This window comes from uncultured Thiothrix sp. (assembly GCF_937873765.1).
Taxonomy (GTDB): Bacteria; Pseudomonadota; Gammaproteobacteria; order Thiotrichales; family Thiotrichaceae; genus Thiolinea.
Genome location: NZ_CALMZC010000055.1, coordinates 24910 through 50003 on the forward strand (window position 1 = coordinate 24910; position 25094 = coordinate 50003).

The window sequence follows — 25094 nt, forward strand, 5'->3', positions numbered from 1 at the left end:
AACGAACGGCAACGACTAATGAAAAAACAAAATCTATTTGCACTGGCTGCAATTGCAGGTATGGGGCTGTCTGCTTGTAGTCAAAATCCCCAAGCGATTCCTGAAGCGGATGCATTAGTAAGTACGCCTGTGGTACGTCCACCGTATGCGCAACAAGCTGTACGTGTTCCTAAATCTCAGCAATTAGGCTATCAGCGTCCTATTCCACATGCTTACCCAAAACCTAATATGAATTACCATAATCCCCCAAACAGTTATGGTATTCCTTCGATTCCACCACACATGGTTAGCAATAACCAAATGCCACGTTTATCTAGAGTGGAATTGCGCGCCATCGGTGATCAGATTTTCAATAACGAAGGCGGTGGAAATCTGAATAATCTCGTGCATTGGAATGATGGCGAAGACTTTGCTTCTATGGGAATTGGTCACTTTACTTGGTATCCAGCCGGTCGCCGCCAAAGCTTTGGCAATACCTTCCCCGGTTTACTGGACTATATGGCACAAAATGGGGTGCAATTACCGGGTTGGTTGCAACAGGCACGTGTACAAGGCGCACCTTGGTCAACTCGTGAAGAACTGATGGCACAGAAAAACTCACCCCAAGTTCAGCAACTACAAAATCTGCTCTACAACACCCGTGAACTACAAGCACAATATATTGTAGATCGTACCCGTACAGCGATGCCTAAGTTGGTGAAAGCCTCTCATCAACAATCCATAGTGGCGCACAATTTGAATGCCGTTGCAAATACACCGGGTGGTTGGTATGCACTGATTGATTATGTGAATTTCAAGGGTGAGGGCTTAGGAAACGGTGGTTATCGTGGCCAAAACTGGGGTTTACGCCAAGTATTGGAAGAAATGCGTCCCACTGCACAAGGCCAACAGGCACTACATGAGTTTGCTGATGCTGCGATGCGCGTCTTACAACGCCGCGTACAAAACTCCGACCCATCGCGTAATGAAGCCCGTTGGTTGCGTGGCTGGCAAAATCGAGTCGATACTTATCGTAATCCAATTGTGTAAGGCTTCAATACATAGCTAGCAGTAGTAGGCTGTTAGCTATGATCCAAGGTATGCCGAACTTGGCGTTGTTTGCGTGTATCTGTACCTGCTTGTTGTACGGCTCGTTGGCGCAAACCGGGCACAAAGGGAATCTCACCTTTTTGCCCACTACGCGCATAGTCCGCTAATAATTGCTCAGTAAAAGTTTCGCTTAGCTCCAAGTCACTTAATGCAATATCATGCACTAACTTAAATAAGCGCGGCAAAGCAATTTGATGAGTTTGTCCAGAGCGTTGCTGTAACTGCTCACTCACCACCCAAAAGCGTGCAAACGGGGTTTCACCTAGCAGCAAATCCAAACTATGCTCAAACCGCCCTGAATTCCCAATGAGATCCCAATAGCGCGCAAACCGATTCATTTGCTGCATCGTGAACGGATCAATACGATCAGTCGCTAAAATGTTATAAGGTGGGTAGGGATTAAAAATTAAGCCGAAGGCTTCGGTATGGCGAATAATAGGCGCACCTCTCAGACGCTTGAGAATACCTACTTGAATCTCGTGCGGATGTAGTGCGACTAACTGATCAAAGCCTTGCGCGAAACTCACTAGATCCTCACCCGGCAGCCCAAAAATTAAATCCGTGTGTAAATGTGCAGCACTATGCTGACGCAGCCAACGCAGGTTTTCAATCGATTTGTCATTATCTTGTTTACGACTAATTAAAGCTTGTACTTCAGGATTGAAAGTTTGGATGCCAATCTCAAACTGTAAACTACCTGCAGGAAAACGCTGAATACACTCTTTTAAAACATCTGGCAAATGATCAGGCACTAGTTCAAAGTGGAGGAAAGTATCAGCATCCAGCCGCTCAAGAAAAAACTCTAAAATGAGTTGGGTAGTAGCTATTTTTAAATTAAAAGTACGATCAACAAATTTAAAATGACGCAAACCACGCTGCCACAATTGCTCCATTTCAGTTAAAAATTTATTTAATTCAAAAGGATAAGCGGTTTTATCCAAAGCTGACAAACAAAATTCACATTTAAAAGGACAACCCCGCGAAGCTTCTACATACACGAAACGTTGTTTGATATCCGTATCGGTGTAGTGCTCATAAGGTAAATTTAATTGGGCTAAGGCTAGCAGTGGGCTTTGAATAAATTTTTCTTTTGGAGTTTGCCCAGTTAAAAGCTGAATACATAACTCGCGCAAACTTTGCTCAGCAGTACCGCTGACCACATAATCCGCTTGTTGGCTGATAGTTTGCCCTTCAGCTTCATAGCTCACTTCTGGACCACCTATTATAATAATTAATTGAGGCTGCAGCATTTTTAGCAGGCTTACAACTGCGGTAGTTTCCGTGACATTCCAAATATACACGCCGAAACCGACAATTTTAGGCTTTTTGGCCAGAATTTGCTCAACTATGTCCAAAGGGCGCATTGAGATCGTAAATTCTACTAACTCACTCTGAACTTGCAAAACGCCCAAATTCGCAAATAAATATCTTAGCCCTAGGGATGCATGGGTATAGCGTGCATTAAGCGTAGAAAGCAAAATTTCGGGCATATAGGTTAATAATGAAAGAAGCGAAGCGCAGTCTAGCACAAAATGTGCAATGAATCTGATTTTCAGCCTGTTGTAAAGAGATTAGATGTAGTTTTAATGCGACATTTATAGGAACATTTAGTTCGATCAATCTATTTTTTAGATGACTTATTTTTTGATTAATCATAGTTTCATTATTTTGTCAAGAGAGGTTGCAAGCCTTATTTTAACTGGCTTCAGAGTTTTTTTATTAATATATAAAAAAAATAAATAAACATAAAAATCATCTATTTATCACCTAGACTACCATCCAAAAAATGGCGGCTAAGCCTATTCATCCTTAGGGAAGCACGTGTTACAGTTCGCCCCGATTCATAGTTAATCCTCAAGGTTAGTTATGAATTTCTTTTATAAACAAACTGTTAGGTTATTGTTATATGACTTTGTTTAACCATTTTCTAGCCTTACTAGTAATGGCGCTTGTTTGCTCAAGTCCAGTGCTAGCAGCCGGAAAGAAGGAGAAGACAATCAGTCTTCGCGTAACTGCAACTGCTTATAACTCTCTACCGAGTCAAACGGACGCAAGTCCAGACCTCGCTGCTTGGGGTGATCGTTTACGCCCAGGTATGAAAGCCATCGCTGTATCTCGTGACCTGCTTTATAAATATGGATTAAAACGCAAAGCTAAGGTACGGATCAGTGGGTTTGATGGTGAATTCCTAGTGCTCGATAAAATGCATGAGCGGTGGGAAAAAAAGATTGATATTTACATGGGGAAGGATCACCGCAAGGCACGGCGCTTTGGGCGCAAAAATGTGACGATTAAGTGGTAATTCGTTAGTTCCAAGGATGGACACAAGCCCGCTTTATGCGGGCTTTTTCTTATCGACTCACACTAAAGTTTGTTCGCTTACAACGACTGACTATTAAGAAAACTAATTAACTTAGACCAAATCTATTCATTCCAAGACCAGTGGTGCACTGCTTATTAGTCAATTAGTAAGCTTCAAGAGTTAGAGAAACATAACACCACTTATCACCCTAAACCCACCATTAACTATCTTTACTGATTATTTCAACTTATCAAATAAATATTATTTGAATATAAATTCAAATAACTAATTGATCAGTAATGATCTAAAGAAGTCCAAAATGAACAATAAATATGCTTTATCAGTGGGTTTAGCAATTGCCTTAGCAACTTGTACGAACTCTATTCATGCAGCTTATAGCTTAGATACTGAACTGCGTTCTCTAATTAAGCAGAATGGCCTAAGCGGAGACCCTAGCAAAGGGCGTACTATCCCTACTATTAGTAGCCCGAAAGCCCAGTTAGGCATGCGTTTATTCTTTAATAAAGCATTGGGTGGCAATAAAGATACGGCCTGTGTCACTTGTCATCATCCTTTATTGGGTGGTGGTGACGATTTGGCTCTCTCAATTGGCGTGGGGGCAGTCAATCCTGATTTATTAGGCCCTGGACGTTTACAGGTATTAGGGCATCCAAATGTTCCACGCAATGCACCTACCACCTTTAATATGTCTTTATGGGACGTCTCTGTTTTCTGGGATGGACGCATTGAAAGTCTAACGAAACAAACGGGTATGAATGGGAGCATAGGAGGTATCCGAACTCCAAGTACGCCTTTAGGTATAGCTGATCTACAAGCAGGTACTAATTTAGTCGCTGCTCAAGCCAAATTTCCAGTCACCTCCCATGATGAAATGCGTGGTGATTTAGCAGCTAATAGGGAAAATCCTTATGTATGGACACATTTAGCGGGCCGCTTAGGTGGTTTTGGTGAAGGTATTGGTGAATTACCTCAACCTGAATATTGGCTAAGTCTATTTAGAAAAGTGTACGGTACGCCAACTAGCTCACCCGAGCAGGTGATAACGACCCAAAATATTTTCGATGCTATTGGTGAATATGAGCGCTCACAAACCTTCACCCACAATCCTTGGCAAACTTATATCCAAGGGAATAACCAAGCCTTAAGTGAAAGTGCTAAACGAGGAGCAGTGCTATTTTACAAGCCCTATCAACAAGGCGGTGGTAACTGTGTTGCTTGTCATAAAGGAGACAAACTTACCGACGAGAAGTTCTATAATTTAGCTATGCCACAGTTGGGCAAAGGTGGGCGTGGTGGAGCAGATAATACTCACGACTACGGACGTGGTAATGAAACGCAACTATATACTGATCGCTTCACATTCCGTACACCTTCCTTACTAAATGTGGAAGGGACTAAACCTTATTCACATGCAGGTGCCTACTATACTCTAGAAGCGGTGATCCAACACCATTTAGACCCCTCTTGGGCAGTCGCTAATTATCAGCTTAACCGAGTAAAAAATGAAAATCCGGGCATTCAAACCGAAAATGCACAGAAGAATACCTTTGAAGCCCTGAATAAATTACGTGAAGATCAACAAAAAGGCATAACCCCGCTACGGCCTGCACGTTTAAGCAAAACTGCTATCGAGGATTTAGCAAACTTTTTACGCTCTTTAACAGATCCCTGCATTAAAAGTGCAGCCTGCTTAGCACCTTGGATGCCGCCCTCGAATGAAGACCCTAATGGCTTACAGCTTGAAGCACAATTTAAATTTTAGGTAAAAGCTATACTAATCAAGAATTTTCAAATCGCTTAGATTACAGGCATCTAAATTTAGATGCCTTTTTTCTTAGTGAGCTTCATCCCAATTAGCACCTACACCCATTTCTACTAATAAAGGCACCGATAAACTCACTGCATGGGTCATAAGCTCAGCGATTTTTGGTTGCACCAAACTTAACTCCCCCTCAGGGACTTCAAACACTAACTCATCATGCACCTGCAGGATCATTTTGGTCTGCACTTGGCTAGCGCTTAACCAATGATCCACGGCAATCATCGCTTTTTTAATAATATCAGCAGCACTACCCTGCATAGGTGCATTGATGGCAGTGCGCTCAGCATATTGGCGAGTTGCAGCATTACGCGATTTAATATCCGGTAAGAACAAGTGCCGTCCAAATAAGGTTTCGACATAGCCTTGAGCACGTGCTTGCTCACGGGTAGTTTCCATATAGGCTTTTACACCCGGATAGCGGGCAAAATATAAATCGACATAGGCTTGAGCTTCACGCCGATCCACATTTAATTGCCGTGCCAAACCAAACGCCGACATCCCATAAATCAGACCAAAATTGATGGCTTTGGCTGCACGGCGCTGTTCAGTAGTGACCGTTTCTAAACTCATGCCAAACACTTCAGCCGCTGTCGCACGATGCACATCCAAACCGTGCGCAAAGGCATCCAGTAAACTCTGATCACCCGATAAATGCGCCATAATGCGTAATTCAATTTGTGAATAATCCGCTGCTAGCAATTTACAACCGGACTCTGCGATAAAGGCTTGGCGAATCCGCCGTCCGGCGGCAGTACGAATCGGAATATTTTGTAAGTTCGGCTCAGTGGATGAAAGCCGCCCTGTTGCGGCAACCGCTTGATGATAGGAGGTATGTACCCGTCCTGTGCGGGCATTAATCTGTTCAGGTAAACGATCTGTATAAGTTGATTTGAGTTTACTTAAACCGCGATGCTCCAAAATTAACGCGGGTAATTGATGACCTAAATCCGCCAATTCCTCTAATACATCTTCAGCAGTTGAGGGTTGCCCTTTCGGTGTTTTACGCAAAATCGGTAAACCCAGCTTTTCAAAGAAAATTTCTTGAATTTGTTTGGGCGAAGCTAGATTGAACTCTCGTCCAGCAACTTTATAAGACTCCTCCACCAATGCTTGCATACGTTGCTCAAGCTCAAGGCTTTGCTTATTCAGCATCAGAGCATCGACTTTCACCCCATTGCGTTCCATCGTAGACAAGATGGGAACTAGAGGAATTTCGACTTGTTCATACAACTCGCGTTGCCCATCTAAGGCTTGTAGTTGTGGCCAAAAATACTGATGTAAGCGCAAGGTATAATCTGCATCTTCTGCGGCATACGGAGTCGCTTGCTCCAGAGCAACTTGATTAAAAGTGAGCTGACTTTTGCCTTTACCTGCAATATCCTCGAAGTGAATCGTCGTATGCTGTAAATGCTGTTCACAGAGGGTATCAAAATCATGGCGGCTCGCGGTTGAATCCAGCACATAGGATTCCAACATCGTGTCCTGCTTAATCCCATTTAAAGTAATGCCATGATTGAGTAACACATTACGATCATATTTAAGATTTTGCCCAATCTTACCCACGCTTGGGTTTTCTAATAAAGGTTTGAGTTGAGCTAAGGTGGCTTCGCGATTTAACTGTACCGGTGCACCTAAATAATCATGCGCTAAGGGTAAATAAGCCGCCTCACCCGCTTGCAGAGCAAAGGATACACCCACAATCTGTGCATCCATATAACTCAAACTTGTGGTTTCGGTATCAAAGGCAAACTCACCGGACGCTTGCAGACGAGTCAGCCATTGCTCTAGCTCAGCTTGGGTGAGAATGGTCTGATACTGCGTAGTGCTAGGATTCTGAACAGAGGGTAAATTTAAGGGTAAAGAAGAGGGCACTGAACTTGGATTGACCGCACTAGTGTTAGTCAACTTAGACTTCGGTAACTCTAATTTATCTAAAGCATTCAAGCGCGAGCGGAATTCGTAACGGGTATAGAACTCGCGTAAAGTTTCTATATCAGGCGAACTAAACGCTAAGTCTTCTGGATTGATTTTTAAGGGCACGTTGCATTTAATTGTGACCAACTCATAGGACAAAGGCAAATGTACCAAAGCCGACCGTAGATTCTCGCCCACCTTGCCTTTAAAGACTTCAGCATGCTGGATAATCTGTGCGAGCGAGTCATATTCTTGTAACCATTTAACCGCCGTTTTTGGCCCAACTTTATCCACACCCGGCACATTGTCCACAGCGTCCCCCATCAGCGCTAAATAATCACGAATACGCTCAGGAAGTACACCAAATTTTGCCACCACGCCTGCTGGATCAAGATAGGTGTTGCTCATGGTATTGATGAGATGTACACGCTCATCCACCAGTTGTGCCATATCTTTATCGCTGGTGGAGATCACCACACGCCCCTCATACGCCTTAGCCAGCGTGCCAATCACATCATCGGCCTCAACCCCTTCAACAATGATTAGGGGATAACCTAAGGCCTTCACCATGTCTAAGAGTGGTTGAATTTGCTGACGTAAGTCCTCTGGCATCGGTGGGCGGTTGGCTTTATAAGCAGGGTAGAGTTCATCACGAAAGGTTTTACCCGAAGCATCGAAGACCACTGCCATATGCTCAGGTTCATAATCTTTGCGAAGCTTATCCAGCATATTTAAGACCCCATGCATAGCACCGGTTGCTTCACCTTTGGAGTTAGTTAAAGATGGTAAAGCGTGAAAAGCGCGAAATAGATAGGATGACCCATCGACTAGAATGAGGGGCTTGCTAGGGGAACTCATGGTTTAGGCTCGTGAAAACTTAAGAGCCTTAAGGTTAGCGTGCTTTCAGAATGGGAGCGAGGAGAATTAAGCAGCACTAAAAACAAAGCCCCTAATAAGGGGCTTTGCGAAGTATAATTAGAAGTCCTGCTTATAAGTCAGCCATAATATTGGCGCGACCGACAATCAAAGGATCAATAGATTGAATATTACGCAGATCCTTACCATTGTAGTGAACTTTATGCAGAACATAACGCATAGCATTTAAACGGGCGCGTTTTTTGCAGTCCGACTTCACGACTGTCCACGGTGCTTCTGCAGTATCAGTGTGGAAGAACATGGCTTCTTTAGCAGTGGTATAAGAGTCCCATTTATCCAAAGAAGCTAAGTCGATTGGACTGAGTTTCCATTGTTTTAATGGGTGTAGCTTGCGCTCTTCAAAACGTCGGCGTTGCTCCGCACGACTCACCGAGAACCAGAACTTAATTAAATGAATCCCACTACTCGCTAAATGGCGTTCAAACTCTGGGACTTGACGTAAAAAATCATCGTATTCTCGATCAGAACAAAAACCCATCACTCGTTCAACCCCAGCACGGTTGTACCAAGAGCGGTCAAACAACACAATTTCACCCGCTGTTGGCAAATGCTGGATATAACGTTGAAAATACCATTGACCACGTTCTGCTTCAGTCGGCTTTTCCAAAGCAACGACACGTGCACCCCGTGGGTTGATATGTTCCATAAAACGCTTGATCGTCCCCCCTTTACCCGCCGCATCACGTCCTTCAAACAGGATGACGATGCGTTGACCCGTCTCTCTCACCCACATTTGCAGCTTTAATAATTCAACCTGCAAACGGAATTTTTCTTTTTCATAATTCTTCCGTGACATACGGTTTTTATAGGGATAAACCGCAGAACGCCAGTTATCGACTAACTCATCATCCTTATTCACCACCGCTTTTGGAGCATGCGTTTGCCAACGAACCAGCGCCGCCTCTAAAGCTTCTTTATCATCCGGTGAAGCCCCTTCCAGCATCACTTGTAAACGCTTGAGCATCTCTTCTGCATCCGCAGGACTCGCTCGCTTAGCCTCATCTAAAATTTCAGTCGCCGCGATAATCTGCGCATTTTGTGCAGCAGTTACTGCTTCCACTGCATTGAGAGCCTCAACTCCTGTTTCTGTTTCGTTTATTGAATGTTCTTCTTTCGTATCCATATGAACTCCAGCTTGCCTTAATCTGTCATAAGACAAGCGTATGTTATTTGTCAATTGAGTTGCGTTGATGAATGTCAAAGGACTTCGAGTGCTATAATGAAATCCTTACGCACTTATTATTATAGTGGAGACTAAACGATGAGTTTAAAATTCGGATCATTTGTTGCGCTAGCTGTGGTGACTTTACTAGTAGCAACTAATGCTAATGCCGCCAATGCAAAAACTGGGCAACGCTTCGGGGATTGGGGTGTTAAATGTGAAACCATTCCTGATAAATCCCAAGTCTGTTATGTCCAGCAAGTGCTATCTGAAAAAGGTAGCAAACAACCTTTAATGATTACCGTGTTAGGTTATGGCAAAGGTAAACCTTTCCCGACAGCAATTTTTGAATTGCCCAAAGGGGTGGATATGAAACAAGGCGTACAATTAAAGGTTGACAAAAACCAAGCTGTCGCTTTCCAAGGCAAGTGCGATCAACAAGGTTGTCGCGCTGGCTTTACTTTAGATAATGCTATGATGCAACAGATTGCTAAGGGTCAGCGTGCTTTACTGGCTTATCGCCCAGGTCCTAATAAAGAACCCGTAATTTTACCAATTTCCTTAAAAGGTTTAGCTCCCGGCTTAAAAGCCGTTAAATAAATTAAAGTGTAGAGAAACAGGCTTGCATATACCCCAATTCTTTAACCATCATTGGGGTATATAGGTAAAAGTTTATTTACCGATACAGAATGAACTAAAGATTTCGCCTAATAAATCATCAGAAGTAAACCTACCAGTGATTTGCCCTAAAGCATCTTGTGCTAAACGCAACTCTTCAGCCATTAACTCACCTGCATTAAAAACGAGTAATTGCTGCTCAGCGCGCTCCACAGCGGCTTGCGTAATCTCCAAAGCTTGCAAATGACGTCGCCTTGCTATAAAAGTATCTTCGCGCTCACCCTGATACCCCATTCGCGCTTTCAGCTCCGCTTTGAGTACATCTAAACCCAAACCTTGCTTAGCCGAAATATATAGATGTTGTCCTTGCTTACCAACCGCTTTGCCTGTTAGATCCACTTTATTATGCACCGTCAATACCGGAATACTGGACGGGAGTTTAGTGAGGATGGACATATGCTCGGCACTTTCTATCTGAGTATCATCGACTAGCATTAGAATTAAATCAGCTTGCTCAACTTCACGCCAAGCCCGCTCGATACCAATTTTTTCAACCGGATCATTACTCTCACGTAATCCTGCAGTATCTACAATATGTAAAGGCATGCCCTCTAAATTAATCCGCTCACGCAAAATATCACGAGTCGTACCTGCTATATCGGTGACAATCGCCGTTTCTTGCCCAGCGAGCGCATTCAATAAGCTTGACTTACCTGCATTCGGCCGCCCGACAATCACTAGATGCATACCGTCGCGTAATAAACTACCTTGTTGCGCCTTTTGAAAAATTTCAGTTAATTGCTGTTTGATCATTGCAAGACGCAGAGTGACAACTGAGTCTGCTAAAAAATCTATTTCTTCATCAGGAAAATCTAAGGCAGCTTCCACATAAACACGCAATTCGATTAAGGCTGTGAGTAAGTCATTCACAGCCTTGGAAAACTCACCTTGCAAAGAACGCAAAGCAGAACGAGCCGCTTGCTCAGAACTAGAATCGATTAAATCGGCAATCGCTTCGGCTTGGGCTAAATCTAATTTGTTATTTAAAAAAGCACGCTCAGAAAACTCTCCGGGACGGGCTAAACGCGCACCCAATTCTAAGCAGCGCTTCAGCACCATATCCAGCACCACTACCCCACCATGCCCTTGCAGTTCTAAAACCTCTTCGCCGGTAAAGGAATGGGGCGCAGGAAAAAACAGAGCTAAGCCATCATCTAAAACACTACCATCTTGAGCACGGAATGAACGGTGGCTAGCAATACGAGAAGGAGGGACTTGGCCAAGCAATTGCTCAGCCAAGGATCTTAGATTTGAACCAGAGAGACGAATAATACCGATACCCCCTCGTCCGGGTGGAGTTGCTATGGCAGCAATGGTATCGGTATTCATCAGTTACCTAAGCGTGACCTACAATCTTTTTATTAATAAACCATTGTTGAGCAATGGATAAGACGTTGTTCACTACCCAGTACAATACTAAACCTGCTGGGAACCAAAGAAACATGAAAGTAAAGATCAGGGGTAAGAATTGGAAAATCTTCTGCTGCACTGGATCCATTTGGGGTGGATTTAATTTCTGTTGTAGGAACATACTAGCCCCCATTAACAGTGGCAACACAAAATAGGGATCCATGATGGATAAATCTTTGTACCACAGAATCCACGGGGCTTGGCGTAACTCAACGCTTTCTAATAGCACCCAATACAAACCCATGAATACTGGAATTTGAATTAGAATTGGCAAGCAACCACCTAAAGGATTAATCTTTTCCTTCTTATACAGCTCCATCATGGCTTTTTGTTTAGCTTGCGGATCGCCTGAAAAGCGTTCATTAATCTCTTTCATCTTCGGTGAAACCGCTTTCATCTTTGCCATCGATTTATAGCTGGCTGCCGAAGGCCAGAAGAATAGAAGTTTAATAAATAGAGTCAACAAAATAATAGTCCAGCCCCAGTTACCCACAAAGGAGTGAATCGCTTGCATTACCCAGAAAATAGGTTTGGAAACAAAGGCAAAAATCCCATAGTCAACCGTTAAATCTAAGCCTTTAGCAATTTTTTCTAAATCATCTTGAAGTTTAGGGCCGATCCAAATCTGGCTTGTAAACGTATCAGTAGCACCAGGCGCAATTTCCTTAACTGGACTCCTTACTCCTAAAATATAGTTCGGTGTACCGTTTTGTTGCAGCTCCATACTGTAGTAAGTGTTCTGGTGATCTTGAGGGGGAATCCAAGCACTAATAAAATAGTGCTCCAACATACTTACCCAACCACCAGTAGCAGTCGCTGTCATTGGCTCCTTCATATCCTTGAAGTTCAGCTTTTTATATTTGTCATCCGCATAATAGGCGCCACCCACAAAGGCCTGCACGCCACTGGTGAGAATATTATTATTCACATGACTAGGACCATGCTTGAGCTGACGGTATTCTGAACCTATCCAAGCTTGACTAGAGTTATTCTTAACCTCTTCTTCTAAGGTAATATTGAAGTTACCTTTCTTCAAACGATACCGCTTGGTAACAATCACACCATTCGAGCCTTGCCATACTAAAGGCACTATCACCTCAGCTTGATCAGCACCTAAGACATATTCAGTCTTGTCAACGCTAAAATCAGCCAAGTGATTCGGTGCTAAGGCATCTGCAGCCTGATCATCAAGCGTTTTATGCTGCAAACCCGACTGGGCGACATAACTACGCCCGTTTAAATCAAGGATGCGTACTGGTTTATCTTTTTCTTCCAAGCTAATCGGATAAGTTAACAAATCCGCTGCGACAATATCGCCCCCCTTAGTACTAATCTGTAGATCTAGCACATCAGTTTTAACACGCACAATTTGCCCAGCTCCTGTCGTGATACCACCACTACCATTAGGAATAGCAGGTACAGCCTGAGAGGCACTGGTCGTAGCCGTTTGGTTAGGCACTGAGCTAACTTCCGGATTGGTTTGTGTCGTTGGGGTAGGTAAAGGCTTAGGAGCGTGATCTTGTTGCCAGCTAGTCCATAACAAAAACCCTAAAAAAATTAGGGTCAGGTATAGGAACGGGCGTTGGGAATCCATCATGATTCGGTCCAATTATTGGGGAGTTAAAGCTTTAAAGGGTCATTTTTGCTTGGGGAGTCGTTTTTAAACTAGGGTATAATCTCCCTAACTGCTCCCATAAGACTACAAGCTGCTGCAGTATAGCAGCGTTGTTAAGTTGTGCCACCTCAGACTGCGTGATGATCACAATATCTAATCTAGGTAGCTGCATTCGATGCAGACGAAAACTGTCTCGTACTAAACGCTTAATACGATTACGATCAACAGCATGTTTTAAAGAGCGTTTTGATAAAGCAAACCCTAACCGAGGCTCATTACTAGAGCTTTCGCGCACACGGGCAAATAAGCCTTGAACCTGAACTCGCCGATGCAAACCACGCTCAAAAACACGCTGGAACTCACTAGGCCGAGTCAGACGACAGGTGCGCGGATAGGTAGCCACGCTAATTCTAAAATTATGGAATTAGGTTTTTACGACCTTTTGCCCGACGTGCACTCAGCACTTTACGTCCATCAGCAGTGCTCATACGAGCGCGGAAACCTTGTTTACGTGCGTGACGTAAATTGCTAGGCTGGAAGGTTCTTTTCATTGCAATACACCAACAAAAATTGAATTAAACGCAGTTTTGCTGGGGTTAAATGCAAAATAACGCCTTAGCCCAGCCGCTAAAAGGTCAGGCAAATTACTTGATAAGCCTAGTTTTGTCAAGTGAAGAGCTTATCCACAAACAAAGTTCTTAGCTTGTGGATAACTTCCGGCAGGCACTATAATAACCTAATCCATCTTAATTATATTTTCCTGTTCACCACCACGGGACGCTAGTTTATGCTTTGGCAACAATGCCTAACTCAACTTGAACATGAATTTCCCAGCCAAGAGATCAATACTTGGTTGAGGAGCTTACATGCAGTTGAGAAGCCGAAAGCCTTATACCTGCTGGCGCCGAATCCCATTGTCTTACAACATATCCATGAAGTTTTTTTACCCCATATAGTTCGGCATGTACGCAATTTATCAGGGGATCATAGTTTTGATGTAATGTTGCAAATCGGCTCGCGCAGTGCGCCTAAGCCCTTGCCTAAAGCAGCACCTACCCCCGTAGTGGTGACGCCCCCCTCCGTAGTACCAGTTATAGTAGCGCCGCCCGCAACAGCGAATAGCGCTAACTCTATAGATTTTAGCATAATAACTCCTGCGCCTGTTTCAGAGCGTTTTGTCAATGCTTTAAATAGCAAAATGACCTTTGAAAATTTCGTGGAAGGTAAGTCTAATCAATTAGCCCGAGCTGCTGCTTTACAAGTCGGGGAGAATCCAGGGATCTCTTATAATCCTCTATTCCTCTATGGTGGAGTTGGTTTGGGGAAAACGCATTTAATGCATGCGATCGGAAATTGTATCTTAAAGGCAAATCCAGAAGCTCATGTTTTATATGTTTATGCTGAGCGTTTTGTAAACGATATGGTGAATGCTCTACGCACCTCTCGTATTGAAGAGTTCAAACAGCATTATCGGAGCGTTGATGCTTTACTCATTGATGATATTCAATTCTTTGCAAATAAAGATCGCTCTATGGAAGAGTTTTTCCATACCTTTAATGCTTTATTAGAGGGGCAAAAGCAGATTATTTTGACCAGTGATCGTTACCCACGAGATGTAGATGGTTTAGATGATCGTCTACGCTCACGTTTTAACTGGGGCTTAACTATGCAAATTGAGCCTCCTGATTTAGAAACGCGGGTAGCGATTTTGCGCAAAAAGGCTGAAGATCATGAACTATATTTACCCAAAGATATTGCTTTCTTTATTGCCAAGCACTTCCGTTCTAATATTCGTGATTTAGAAGGTGCTCTACAACGTGTGATTGCGAGTATGCGCTTACGTTGTATTCATGAAATTAATATGGACTTTGTGCATGATGTTTTGCGTGATCAACTAGCTAGCCAAGACAAAATGGTTTCGATTAGCAATATTAAGAAGCTCGTTGCTAAGCACTATAATGTACGTGCTACTGAAATGGACTCCAAGCGCCGCACGCGCTCTGTAGCACGTCCACGTCAAGTAGCAATGGCTTTGGCGAAAGAACTTACTAGCCACAGTTTGCCCGAAATTGGCACAGAATTTGGTGGGCGTGACCATACAACGGTATTACATGCTTGTCGGAAAATAGCTGAATTACGCGAATCTGATCCTCGCATGGAAGAGGACTATCGGATTCTAGTACGGAGTCTAACAAGTTAGGGATAAGTATAGGGATAGTTATGGGGAAAAGCTGTGGATAACTTAGAGTGTCAAAAACATCCACATTTTATCCACAGCTTGCTATGTAGCTCATCCACCTAGTTTTCAATCAGCTATAAGCTTTGAAATCAAATAGATAGAGCAGTTATACACAGATTTTGTTAGCTTTATTATTATAGTTAAGATATATATCTAAATGAAATTAATACAGACTCGTGAAACTTTACTCGAAGCCCTACAGGCAACTCTCGGTGCTATTGAGAAACGCAATACTTCAGCTATCTTAGAAAACGTACTACTGACCATTGCTAACAGTCGCAGTTATTGGCGTGGTACAGATCTTGAACTAGAGATTGCAACTTCAAGCTTCCTAGTAGATGCGACCGAAGGCTCTATTACTCTACCTGCACGCAAACTCGCTGATATTTGCAAGTCTTTACCTGCTGAAAGCTTAATCACGATTGAAGTGCTAGATAATCAGCGTGCTTTAGTGAGTTGTGGACGCAGTCGTTTTGAATTAACGACTTTACCTGCTGAGGATTTTCCTAGTCTTGAAGATATTGGTGAGAGTTATCAGTTAATGCTACCTGAAGCAAATTTAAAAGTCTTGCTTGATAGTACAGCCTTTGCAATGGCGAATCAGGATGTGCGTTATTATTTGAATGGCCTGTTGCTAGAGTTATCCCCAACTTATTTGCGTACAGTCTCAACCGATGGGCATCGTCTATCTTTGTATACTTATCCACAGGAATTAGACATTGTGGATAGTTCAGTGCAGTTTATTTTACCACGGAAGGGAGTTATTGAGTTAACTCGACTATTACGCAGTGATGCTAAAAACCTAGTGAGTCTGCAAATTAGCCAAAACCATTTAAGGGCACAGCTTGATAACTTGCAATTCACCACCAAATTAGTCGATGGGCGCTACCCAGATTATCAGGCTGCTGTACCGGCTAAAGGTCGGATTAGTATTGAAGTCGATCGTAAAGCATTTAAAGATATGCTGACACGAGTTGCGATTCTTTCTAATGAGAAGTTCCGAGGCGTGCGTCTAAACTTAAAACCTAATGTATTAACGGTTCAATCGAATAATCCCGAGCAAGAAACAGCTCAAGATGAATTAGATATTTATTACCAAGGTGAGGAGTTTAATATTGGCTTTAATGTCAATTATCTTTTAGATGCGATTAATCATATCAATAATGATACTATTGTCTTGCAATTGAATTCACCTGAAAGTAGCGCTCTGGTGACTGACCCTCAGGACGAAGCGATTCGCAATGTCATTATGCCTATCCGGTTGTAGGTAAGGCTTTTGTCTGTTTGGTTGCAACATATTGCTATTCAACATTGCCGGTTAATTCAGCAGGCTGCTGTCAATCTATCGCCGACAGTTAATTTTTTGACAGGGGCGAATGGTTCTGGGAAATCTAGCTTTCTAGAAGCTTTGTGTGTTTTGTCGCGTGGGCGTTCGTTTCGCACCCATCGAATAACTGATTTAATTAATCAGCAGGCCGAGACTATTACAGTGACAGGCAGGTTGCTTGACGATGTACTAGAAACTAGCTATCGCTTAGGTATTGCTAAGCAACGTAATGGGCAAACACGGATTCGCATTAATCATGTGGATGTTAGCCAACAGGCAGAGTTGAGCAGCCATTTACCTCTCACGCTGATCCATCCTGATAGTCTTGATCTAATTGCAGGATCACCCGTACAGCGCCGTAGTTTGCTGGACTGGTTAGCGTTTTATCGTGAAGCTGAGTTTCAGTTAGAGTGGAAAAATTACCAGCGTATTCTTAAGCAACGTAATGCTTGTCTGCGTGATTTGAAACAGCGCTATGCTTTGACTGATTGGACTAAACAACTGATTCAAGCTCAGCCTAAACTTTATCAGTTTAGATTGAGGGCGACGGAAGCTTTAATTGCAGCGCTGAATTCCGTAAGCTTACTGTATCAATCAATCGGTCAAATCCAGATAAAACTACACACCGGTTTTCCAGCTCAAGTGGATCCCACTAATCTCCAAGTTCTTCAGGGCTTTTACCAAGCGCGTCAAGAACAAGAACTGCGTTATGGCATGAGCTTGTATGGTGCTCACCGAGGCGACTTGCTGATTACAATCAATGGCGAGCCGGCTATGCGTCGAGCCTCACGTGGGCAACTGAAATTATTAGGCATTGCCCTATTACTGGCACAGAGTGAGGCTATCAGCACAAACGAAGCAAAACGTGGTATCATAGCGATTGATGATCTAGCTGCTGAACTGGATGTGGATAATCAATATCTACTGGCTCAAGTCTTACAAAAAACTCAGAAACAATTGATTATCACTGGTACACGTCAACCTTTACCCGAATTTCTACCTACAGATGCTCACTTGTTTCACGTGGAACAAGGTCAAATTCATCTGCTGAATACTTAGGATTAGTCATGAGCGAGAACCAATACGATTCCTCGAATATTAAAGTACTACGTGGCTTGGAAGCGGTACGTAAACGGCCTGGCATGTATATTGGTGACACGGATGATGGTACTGGTTTGCATCATATGGTGTTCGAGGTGGTGGATAACTCCATCGATGAAGCTCTAGCCGGACATTGCAAAGAAATTAAAGTAGAAATCTTTAGTGATGGTTCAGTAAAAGTCTCTGATGATGGTCGCGGAATTCCAGTAGATATCCATCCTGAAGAAGGTCGCTCTGCGGCTGAGGTGATCATGACCATCCTACATGCAGGTGGTAAATTTGATGATAATTCATACAAAGTGTCTGGCGGGCTTCATGGCGTCGGGGTATCGGTCGTTAATGCTTTGTCAGAGCAACTTGAATTAACTATTCGTCGCAACGGTAAATTGCATCAACAGATTTACAAACTGGGGGATCCTGTTGCACCTTTAGCAGTGATTGGTGATACTGAAGGTACTGGGACTTCAGTGCGTTTTTGGCCAAGCCATACCATTTTTACGCAAACTGAATTTCACTACGACATCCTAGCTAAGCGCTTACGTGAGCTTTCCTTCTTGAATTCTGGCGTGCGAATTCGTTTACTAGATCGCCGTGGTGAAGGTCGAGAAGAGATTTTTGCTTATGAGGGTGGAATTCAAGCCTTTGTGGCACATTTAAATAAAAACAAAACCCCTATTAATCCAAGTATTATTTATTTTTCTACTGAACAAGATGGGATTGGAGTTGAAGTTGCTTTGCAATGGAATGATTCCTATCAGGAAAATGTTTACTGCTTTACCAATAATATTCCTCAACGTGATGGCGGCACGCATCTTTCTGGTTTCCGCGCAGCCCTAACACGTACCTTGAATAACTATATCGAAACTGAAGGCTTATCAAAAAAAGAAAAAATTAGCCCCACCGGTGATGATGCGCGTGAAGGTTTAACGGCGGTACTTTCTGTAAAGGTACCTGATCCTAAGTTCTCTTCACAAACTAAGGATAAATTAGTCTCCTCGGAAGTAAAAAGCGTAGTCGAAGCGGTGATGAACGAACGCTTGGGTGCCTTTCTATTAGAGAGTCCTCAAGAAGCTAAACTTATTACGGGTAAAATGATTGAAGCCGCCCGTGCACGGGAAGCAGCGCGTAAAGCACGTGAAATGACTCGACGCAAAGGTGCTCTAGATATTGCTGGTTTGCCGGGCAAACTAGCGGACTGCCAAGAGAAAGATCCAGCATTATCAGAATTATTCTTAGTTGAAGGGGATTCTGCAGGTGGCTCTGCCAAGCAAGGTCGAGATCGCCGGACTCAAGCGATTCTTCCGTTAAAGGGCAAAATCCTTAATGTGGAAAAAGCCCGCTTTGATAAGATGCTTGCTTCCCAAGAAGTAGGAACTCTAATCACCGCTTTAGGCTGCGGCATTGGCCGTGAAGATTATAATCCTGATAAATTGCGTTATCATCGCGTCATTATCATGACGGATGCGGATGTTGATGGTTCACATATTCGTACTTTGCTTCTCACCTTCTTCTATCGGCAAATGCCGGAGTTGGTAGAGCGCGGACATATTTATATTGCTCAGCCGCCGCTTTACAAAGTGAAGCGGGGTAAGCAAGAGCAATATGTCAAAGATGAAAATGAAATGGAAAATCATCTCATTCAACTGGCTTTAGATGGAGCACAGTTACATCTGTCAGCCGATACGCCAGCTATCAGTGGCGAGGCCTTAGACTCTTTATTAAAGCAATATAATTCAGCTAGACAAATTATTGGGCGTTTAGCCCGCCGCTATGATCAGGATGTGTTAACTAGTCTGTTGTTTGAGCCGATGTTGGCTTCTAGTGATGAGTTAGTCGCTGACCAATATTTTACTTGGTTTAAAAATGCTATCGACCGCTTAAACACGATGATGAATGGCGAGCGTTTATATAAAGTTGCTTTCTGTAAAGAGGATGATAAGCAATGGTCGATTGAGGTGAGTCGCCGGCAGCATGGTTTAGATCACGCGTTAGTCTTGGATCAAGGCCTATTCGCCACCCCTGAATTAAAGCTACTCATGCGTGTTAATCAAGAACTGGATGGTTTATTAGCTGTTGGTGCCTATATTCAACGTGGTGAGCGCAAACTGGAGGTTCAGCGCTTTGATGCGGTTGCTAATTGGCTAATGCGTGAGGCGAATCGTGGTTTAACTATTAGCCGCTATAAAGGTTTGGGGGAAATGAACCCTGACCAGCTTTGGGAAACCACGATGAATCCTGCTGCCCGACGTCTGATGCAGGTCAAGATTGAAGATGTTATTGGTGCGGATCAAATTTTTACAACACTGATGGGTGATCAAGTAGAACCGCGCCGTGAGTTCATTGAGACGAATGCCCTAGCCGTGGAAAACTTAGATATTTAAGTTCCACGTGAAACATTGAATTGTTTAGCACAAGTAAACCGATAGGTATAGGTATGCATAATCCATTATTACAAACAGACGGGCTACCACAATTTAGTGCGATTCAAGCTGAACATGTAGAGCCAGCTTTGGAGCAAGTGCTTAAAGATAATCGGGAATGGTTAGCAAGTCGCCTTGCAGCACCTATGCAGGCCTCTTGGGATAATTTGATTTACCCTTTAGATGAGGCAGGTGATCGTTTAGAGCGTGTATGGTCGCCTGTGAGTCACTTAAATGCAGTGGCGAATACTGAGTCTTTACGTATAGCTTATAATGCCTGCTTGCCTAAATTAAGTGACTATCACACCGATATGGGGCAGAACCAAGCCTTATATGAGGCCGTTAAAGCGGTAGCGGATGCTGAGCCAAACTTGGAGTTGAGCCAAAAACATGCCTTAGCTAGAAGCTTACTCTCCTTTCGTTTAAGTGGTGTCGCTTTACCTGAGGATAAAAAGCAACGTTATCGTGAAATAAGTCAGCAGCTTTCCAGCTTAAGCTCAAAATTTTCTGACAATATTTTGGATGCAACCAATGCTTGGTTTAAGCAGGTTTCTGATTTAGCGCTGCTAAAAGGAATTCCTGAATCAGGGCTAGATATGGCTCAGCAAGCAGCACAGCAGCGTCACCTAGACGGTTGGGTCTTTACCTTAGATTTTCCGAGCTATTATTCTGTTGTAGCCTATGCGGACAATCGAGAGCTGAGAGCAGAGCTTTATCGTGCTTACACGACGCGCGCTTCGGATTTAGGTACTAATTCTGCTTGGGATAATACCCAAACGATGCGTGATATCTTAAGACTGCGCCAAGAAGAAGCCGAGTTATTGGGTTTTGCGAATTATGCAGAAGTGTCTTTAGCGATGAAAATGGCCGACACTACCCAAGAAGTCGTCGATTTCCTAGAGGACTTAGCTAAGCGTTGTAAACCGTTTGCAGAACTGGAGTTTGCTGAACTAAAGGTTTTTGCACAAGAGCAGCTAGGCATTAATGATGTACAGGCTTGGGATGTAACCTATATCAGTGAAAAAATGAAGGAAGCACGCTTTGACTTCACGGATGAGGATTTAAAACCTTATTTCCCAGTGAATAAGGTGATTCAGGGACTATTTGGTCTAGTAGAGCGTTTATATAGTGTGCGCATTCAGCAATCGACTGCAGTAGATGTTTGGCATCCTGATGTAACTTTCTATCAAGTTTATGAGCTGGATGGGAGTTTACGTGCAGAGTTCTATTTAGATCTTTATGCTCGCCAACATAAACGCGGTGGAGCATGGATGAGTGATTATTGTGGTCGGTTTAAACGCAAAGATGGCGTACAAATTCCGGTCGCTTTTATGACCTGCAATGGGACTCCCCCAGTAGGTGATAAGCCAGCGCTCTTTACCCATGATGAGGTGGTGACCTTATTTCATGAGTTTGGCCATGGTTTGCACCACATGCTCACTAAGGTTGATTATCCGGATATTGCAGGGATCAATGGTGTGGAGTGGGATGCTGTCGAGCTACCTAGCCAGTTTATGGAAAATTGGTGCTGGGAGCCTGAAGTGCTCAATATGATTTCTGGGCATTGGCAAACTGATGCACCGCTACCCAAAGACTTATTCAATAAAATGCAAACTGCACGCCACTTCCAAACTGCTATGGCGATGGTACGGCAGTTAGAATTTGCCTTATTTGATATGCGCTTACACATGGATCCACAAGCAGCCGAACCTAGGCGTTTGGAGCAAATACAATCAGAAGTACGAAAACAAGTAGCTGTGGTTCAGCCCCCTGTTTTTAATCGGATGGCTCATAGTTTCTCGCATATTTTTTCAGGTGGTTATGCAGCAGGTTATTACAGCTATAAATGGGCAGAAGTACTTTCAGCAGATGCCTATGCACGTTTTGAAGAAGAAGGTTTGTTTGCTGCTGAGGTGGGGCAAGCTTTCTTAGAGGAGATTTTACAAACAGGTGGTTCACGTCCGGCGATGGAGTCTTTCATCGCTTTTCGTGGGCGCAAGCCACACATTGATGCGCTGCTACGGCATAGTGGTTTGGTGCAAGCGGCTTGAAGTCTTTTGCTCTGTTCTTAGTTATTTTTCTCTTAGGTGTGTGCGGGTATCTTGCTTTACAAGGCAGGTTACCTTCTCAAGCAAACCTATCAACTCCGATTTATCTCGTCTCTCCCGAAACTTGCTTACTGAATAAAGGTATCTGTACTGCAGGCAAAGCGCCGTTTCAACTCAGTTTAGAGCTAACTCCACAACCAGTACCTTTAATGAAGCCAGTACAGGTGAGGATGCAGCTACAGGGCTTAAATAATCTGGCAAGTGCTAATCTTAAAATTGAAGGCGAAAATATGTATATGGGCTTTCAAACTGTGCAGCTAGCCAAGCTAAATGAAAGTGACTGGCAAGGAAACTTTAGCCTGCCCATTTGTAGCACATCTGAAATGCACTGGCGTGTAACTGCTAATTTAACTGCGCCACAGCAAGCTTATCAAGCCAGCTTTAAGTTGGTCACTCAGCGCTAATTCAGCTTAATCTGAATCCTACCTGAGCCGTTTTCAAGGCTTAAACCATCAAGCCTATAAACCTGATTCCCCATCGGTTTTTGGTAGCTATTTGCCTGAAAATTCGCTTAGATAAGCTATACCAACAAACCCCACACAACTAATGATTACAAAAATAATGGCCGCAGGCGGGTTTTGCCATGCTCTCAATTTAACTAAATTTTCTAGAGTTATTTTCTATGTGGGTGTAAGTTGCAGCACATTAGCTAGTTATGCTGCAATGGATTTAATTATCTTTGATGCAGGATCTACTTCAACTAAGGTAGTTGTTTCTACGCTTACCTCTTCATTAAATAAAAAAAACTTGCTCTTAAAAGCTCACATTCCAGCAGGTATGGAGTTAACTACACAAGCTATTGAGTGGCGGATTCATGACCGCAAAGGCGTACCGGTACGGCAACTACAAGGGCAAGAGCAAGTTGTGCAACTAGATCAAGGTGACTATCAAGTACAGCTTAGTATTGGTCAATTCACTGCCACTAAACTATTAACAGTGAAAGCAGATACACGGACTAAATCTTATTTTAAGGCCAATATTGGACGTCTAGTCATTACGGCCAATCACTTAGCAGATTGGTCGATCACCAATGTAAGTTATCCCGATATTAGTTTTAACTTTAAAGCAAGTCAGCAAGTAGATACTTGGGTTCCAAATGGATTTTATGAGATTACTCTTACGCAGAGTGGTGTGAAGCGTCGTCAAGTAGTGAACGTGCTAGCAGGCGAAATCAATGTACTAAATATGGATATTCCCTTAGTAGAAGTTAACCTAATCGCTGTGGAGAACAAGCAACCTTTATTTAGGCCAGTGGAATGGTTAGTCTTTCGCCTAGAGAGAGGTGAGCGCCATTATGTAGGTAGCTATCACCAGCACTCACAAGGTATTACTATACCTGTTGGTTACTATGAAGTGGTAGCAACCCATGCTTCAAGGGTGCGCAGCCGACAATTTTGGGTAAAAGAAAATACAAGTAATCGAGTTGTTTTGGCAATGGATTAAAGAGAAAACAGCAGCTTTAGGAAGCTGCTGTGCGTTGAGCTAATTTGACGTAGTAAGCAGAAGAATAAGTAAAAAAGGCTCGCTCTTTATCAGTAATGGGTCTGAACTGTTTGACGGGGCTACCTGCGTATAAATAACCACTTTCAAGTTGCTTGCCAGGTGGTACTAGGCTACCAGCGGCAATAATAGTTTCATCGGGCACAACAGCCCCATCCATCACAATCGCACCCATCCCGATCAGACAACGATTGCCAATCGTACAGGCATGCAGAATGGCTTTATGCCCAACAATCACATCATCACCAATAGTTAAAGCAAGGCCTTCGGGTGTGGTAAATGGTCCACCATGAGTGACATGCAAGATGGAACCATCCTGAATATTGGTGCGCTCACCAATGTTAATCGGGTTAATATCCGCCCGAATCACTACCATCGGCCAAACAGAGCAGCCTGCACCTAAACTTGCACGGCCACTAACATAAGCTGATTCATCGATCCAAGCTGTGGGATCAATTTGGGGGTAATGGCCTTCAAAGGCTTTAATCGTCATTTTAGCAAGCCTTTTCTTCACCCGGAGGTAGCTGCAAGTAAAAGCCATTTTCTTGAATATTGCGTTTTACTTCACTGGCTTCCGCTAAGACCATTTTGCGTTCAGACGAAAGCTCAAATTCAAATGAGAACTCAGCCTCTCCAAACAACTTTAATAAGGAAACAGGTACTTGGGAAAAATCGTCACGTTGCGGTAGGAATAGATAAGTCTGCTGTTTACGCCGACTCCGGTAAACATAACATTGCATTAGGCTGTCCTTTTATTCGCGGGTCATTACTTCGCTAGAGATTATATCTGCAAAGCTAACCTTATGCTCTACCAAGCCACCATTTACTCGCCGCTCGATGCGTAAAGCATCGGCTTCAGAACCCAATAATTTACCTTCATATTGCCGACGATCTTTTTGTGTAAGGCGAACATATTGTCCCTGATAATCTATTAACTCCCTAGGTTCTACCGATTTGTAAGACATGCTAAATAAAGCCGTTTTAGGTAATTCTTTGCCAGTAGGTAAAGGAGCCGCTGGTTTGCTTGGGTCGTTGTTAGCGGTATAGCTAGTAGTCGTTGCTTGAGGATTAACGTTAGGTAATTTAACAGTGACCGTTTCTTGGTGAAAAGGTAGCTCGCCAGTAGCAACAGGCTCAGCTACTTGTTTAGAAGGAAGTTGAATACCAGCTTGTTTCGCATATTGATAAACTTGGTTGTCAGCTCCAGCAAACCAAGTCGTAATAGCAAGTAATAAACCAATAAAACCTGCCATGACCCAACCGTAGACTTGATGCCACACACTAGGTAAGACTAGGATATTGGCGATAGGCATAACCGCGACAACACCGGTCAAAAAGTGGTGTGCAAAGCCGGCAATAATTACCCTTAACCAGCTTATTAAAAATAACAATAGCCCTATTGCGAACGCAATAATTAATAGATACTCCACAGCAAATCCTCTGAGTACTT

At 43.3% G+C, this 25094-nt stretch carries 21 protein-coding genes; 11 read left to right on the forward strand and 10 right to left on the reverse strand.

All coding sequences use genetic code 11. From position 1 onward, the window contains the following. Positions 1-18: 18 nt before the first annotated feature. Positions 19-1029, forward strand: coding sequence for a hypothetical protein (locus tag Q0307_RS16125; protein WP_298661955.1), 1011 nt, complete (start codon positions 19-21; stop codon positions 1027-1029). Between the two features lie 32 nt (positions 1030-1061). On the opposite strand, the gene Q0307_RS16130 is transcribed toward Q0307_RS16125, so the two are convergent. Next, a complete protein-coding gene (locus Q0307_RS16130; protein ID WP_298661958.1) occupies positions 1062-2579 on the reverse strand; it encodes a DUF4080 domain-containing protein in 1518 nt (505 codons plus the stop codon). 416 nt (positions 2580-2995) lie between these two features. Between Q0307_RS16130 and Q0307_RS16135 the strand changes: the two genes are divergently transcribed. Further along, positions 2996-3391, forward strand: coding sequence for a hypothetical protein (locus tag Q0307_RS16135; RefSeq protein WP_298661960.1), 396 nt, complete (start codon positions 2996-2998; stop codon positions 3389-3391). A gap of 319 nt (positions 3392-3710) precedes the next feature. Further along, positions 3711-5174: a cytochrome c peroxidase gene (locus tag Q0307_RS16140; RefSeq protein WP_298661962.1), complete on the forward strand. Its 1464-nt coding sequence runs from the start codon at positions 3711-3713 to the stop codon at positions 5172-5174. 72 nt (positions 5175-5246) lie between these two features. Here Q0307_RS16140 and polA read toward each other — a convergent pair whose 3' ends face one another. Both polA and ppk2 read right to left on the reverse strand, forming a co-directional pair. After that, a complete protein-coding gene (gene polA, locus Q0307_RS16145) occupies positions 5247-8006 on the reverse strand; it encodes a DNA polymerase I (RefSeq protein WP_298661963.1) in 2760 nt (919 codons plus the stop codon). A gap of 130 nt (positions 8007-8136) precedes the next feature. Next, positions 8137-8880: a polyphosphate kinase 2 gene (ppk2, locus tag Q0307_RS16150; RefSeq protein WP_298662080.1), complete on the reverse strand. Its 744-nt coding sequence runs from the start codon at positions 8878-8880 to the stop codon at positions 8137-8139. A 465-nt stretch (positions 8881-9345) separates the two neighbouring features. On the opposite strand from ppk2, the gene Q0307_RS16155 reads away from it, so the two are divergent. Further along, a complete protein-coding gene (locus Q0307_RS16155) occupies positions 9346-9846 on the forward strand; it encodes an invasion associated locus B family protein (protein ID WP_298661965.1) in 501 nt (166 codons plus the stop codon). Between the two features lie 72 nt (positions 9847-9918). Here the strand turns inward: Q0307_RS16155 and mnmE are convergent, their stop codons facing one another. The 4 genes from mnmE to rpmH are packed head-to-tail and all read right to left on the reverse strand — an operon-like array spanning position 9919 to position 13500. After that, entirely contained in the window at positions 9919-11253 is a 1335-nt protein-coding gene (gene mnmE / locus Q0307_RS16160; RefSeq protein WP_298661966.1) for a tRNA uridine-5-carboxymethylaminomethyl(34) synthesis GTPase MnmE, read from the reverse strand. 7 nt (positions 11254-11260) lie between these two features. Next, positions 11261-12931: a membrane protein insertase YidC gene (gene yidC, locus Q0307_RS16165; RefSeq protein WP_298661969.1), complete on the reverse strand. Its 1671-nt coding sequence runs from the start codon at positions 12929-12931 to the stop codon at positions 11261-11263. 31 nt (positions 12932-12962) lie between these two features. After that, positions 12963-13352, reverse strand: a complete 390-nt coding sequence (gene rnpA, locus Q0307_RS16170; protein ID WP_298661971.1) for a ribonuclease P protein component — start codon at positions 13350-13352, stop codon at positions 12963-12965. A 13-nt stretch (positions 13353-13365) separates the two neighbouring features. Further along, positions 13366-13500: a 50S ribosomal protein L34 gene (gene rpmH, locus Q0307_RS16175; RefSeq protein WP_298609835.1), complete on the reverse strand. Its 135-nt coding sequence runs from the start codon at positions 13498-13500 to the stop codon at positions 13366-13368. Between the two features lie 236 nt (positions 13501-13736). Between rpmH and dnaA the strand changes: the two genes are divergently transcribed. The 7 genes from dnaA to Q0307_RS16210 all read left to right on the forward strand — a co-directional run bounded on the left by dnaA (position 13737) and on the right by Q0307_RS16210 (position 23587). After that, positions 13737-15149 (forward strand): chromosomal replication initiator protein DnaA, encoded by a 1413-nt coding sequence (gene dnaA / locus Q0307_RS16180; RefSeq protein WP_298661973.1) that lies wholly within the window; start codon positions 13737-13739, stop codon positions 15147-15149. Between the two features lie 196 nt (positions 15150-15345). Next, positions 15346-16455, forward strand: a complete 1110-nt coding sequence (gene dnaN, locus Q0307_RS16185; RefSeq protein ID WP_298661975.1) for a DNA polymerase III subunit beta — start codon at positions 15346-15348, stop codon at positions 16453-16455. Positions 16456-16464: 9 nt separating this feature from the next. Then, entirely contained in the window at positions 16465-17574 is a 1110-nt protein-coding gene (gene recF, locus Q0307_RS16190; protein ID WP_298661977.1) for a DNA replication/repair protein RecF, read from the forward strand. 8 nt (positions 17575-17582) lie between these two features. Continuing rightward, a complete protein-coding gene (gene gyrB, locus Q0307_RS16195) occupies positions 17583-19997 on the forward strand; it encodes a DNA topoisomerase (ATP-hydrolyzing) subunit B (RefSeq protein ID WP_298661979.1) in 2415 nt (804 codons plus the stop codon). A 53-nt stretch (positions 19998-20050) separates the two neighbouring features. Continuing rightward, a complete protein-coding gene (locus tag Q0307_RS16200) occupies positions 20051-22087 on the forward strand; it encodes a M3 family metallopeptidase (protein WP_298661982.1) in 2037 nt (678 codons plus the stop codon). Continuing rightward, positions 22084-22548 carry a hypothetical protein gene (locus tag Q0307_RS16205; protein WP_298661983.1) on the forward strand — a complete coding sequence of 155 codons (465 nt, stop codon included), beginning with the start codon at positions 22084-22086 and terminating at the stop codon, positions 22546-22548. Before Q0307_RS16200 ends, Q0307_RS16205 begins: the two co-directional genes overlap by 4 nt. 259 nt (positions 22549-22807) lie before the next feature. Continuing rightward, on the forward strand, positions 22808-23587 hold the full coding sequence (locus Q0307_RS16210) for a hypothetical protein (protein ID WP_298661984.1): 780 nt from the start codon (positions 22808-22810) through the stop codon (positions 23585-23587). A gap of 16 nt (positions 23588-23603) precedes the next feature. Here Q0307_RS16210 and Q0307_RS16215 read toward each other — a convergent pair whose 3' ends face one another. Genes Q0307_RS16215 through Q0307_RS16225 form a run of 3 tightly spaced genes read right to left on the reverse strand, consistent with a single transcriptional unit; the run spans position 23604 to position 25074 of the window. After that, positions 23604-24137 carry a gamma carbonic anhydrase family protein gene (locus tag Q0307_RS16215; protein WP_298661985.1) on the reverse strand — a complete coding sequence of 178 codons (534 nt, stop codon included), beginning with the start codon at positions 24135-24137 and terminating at the stop codon, positions 23604-23606. 1 nt (position 24138) lies between these two features. Next, entirely contained in the window at positions 24139-24384 is a 246-nt protein-coding gene (locus Q0307_RS16220) for a YcgL domain-containing protein (RefSeq protein WP_298661987.1), read from the reverse strand. Positions 24385-24396: 12 nt separating this feature from the next. Beyond that, complete coding sequence (locus Q0307_RS16225) at positions 24397-25074, reverse strand: hypothetical protein (RefSeq protein ID WP_298661989.1); 678 nt, start codon at positions 25072-25074, stop codon at positions 24397-24399. Positions 25075-25094: the final 20 nt, after the last annotated feature.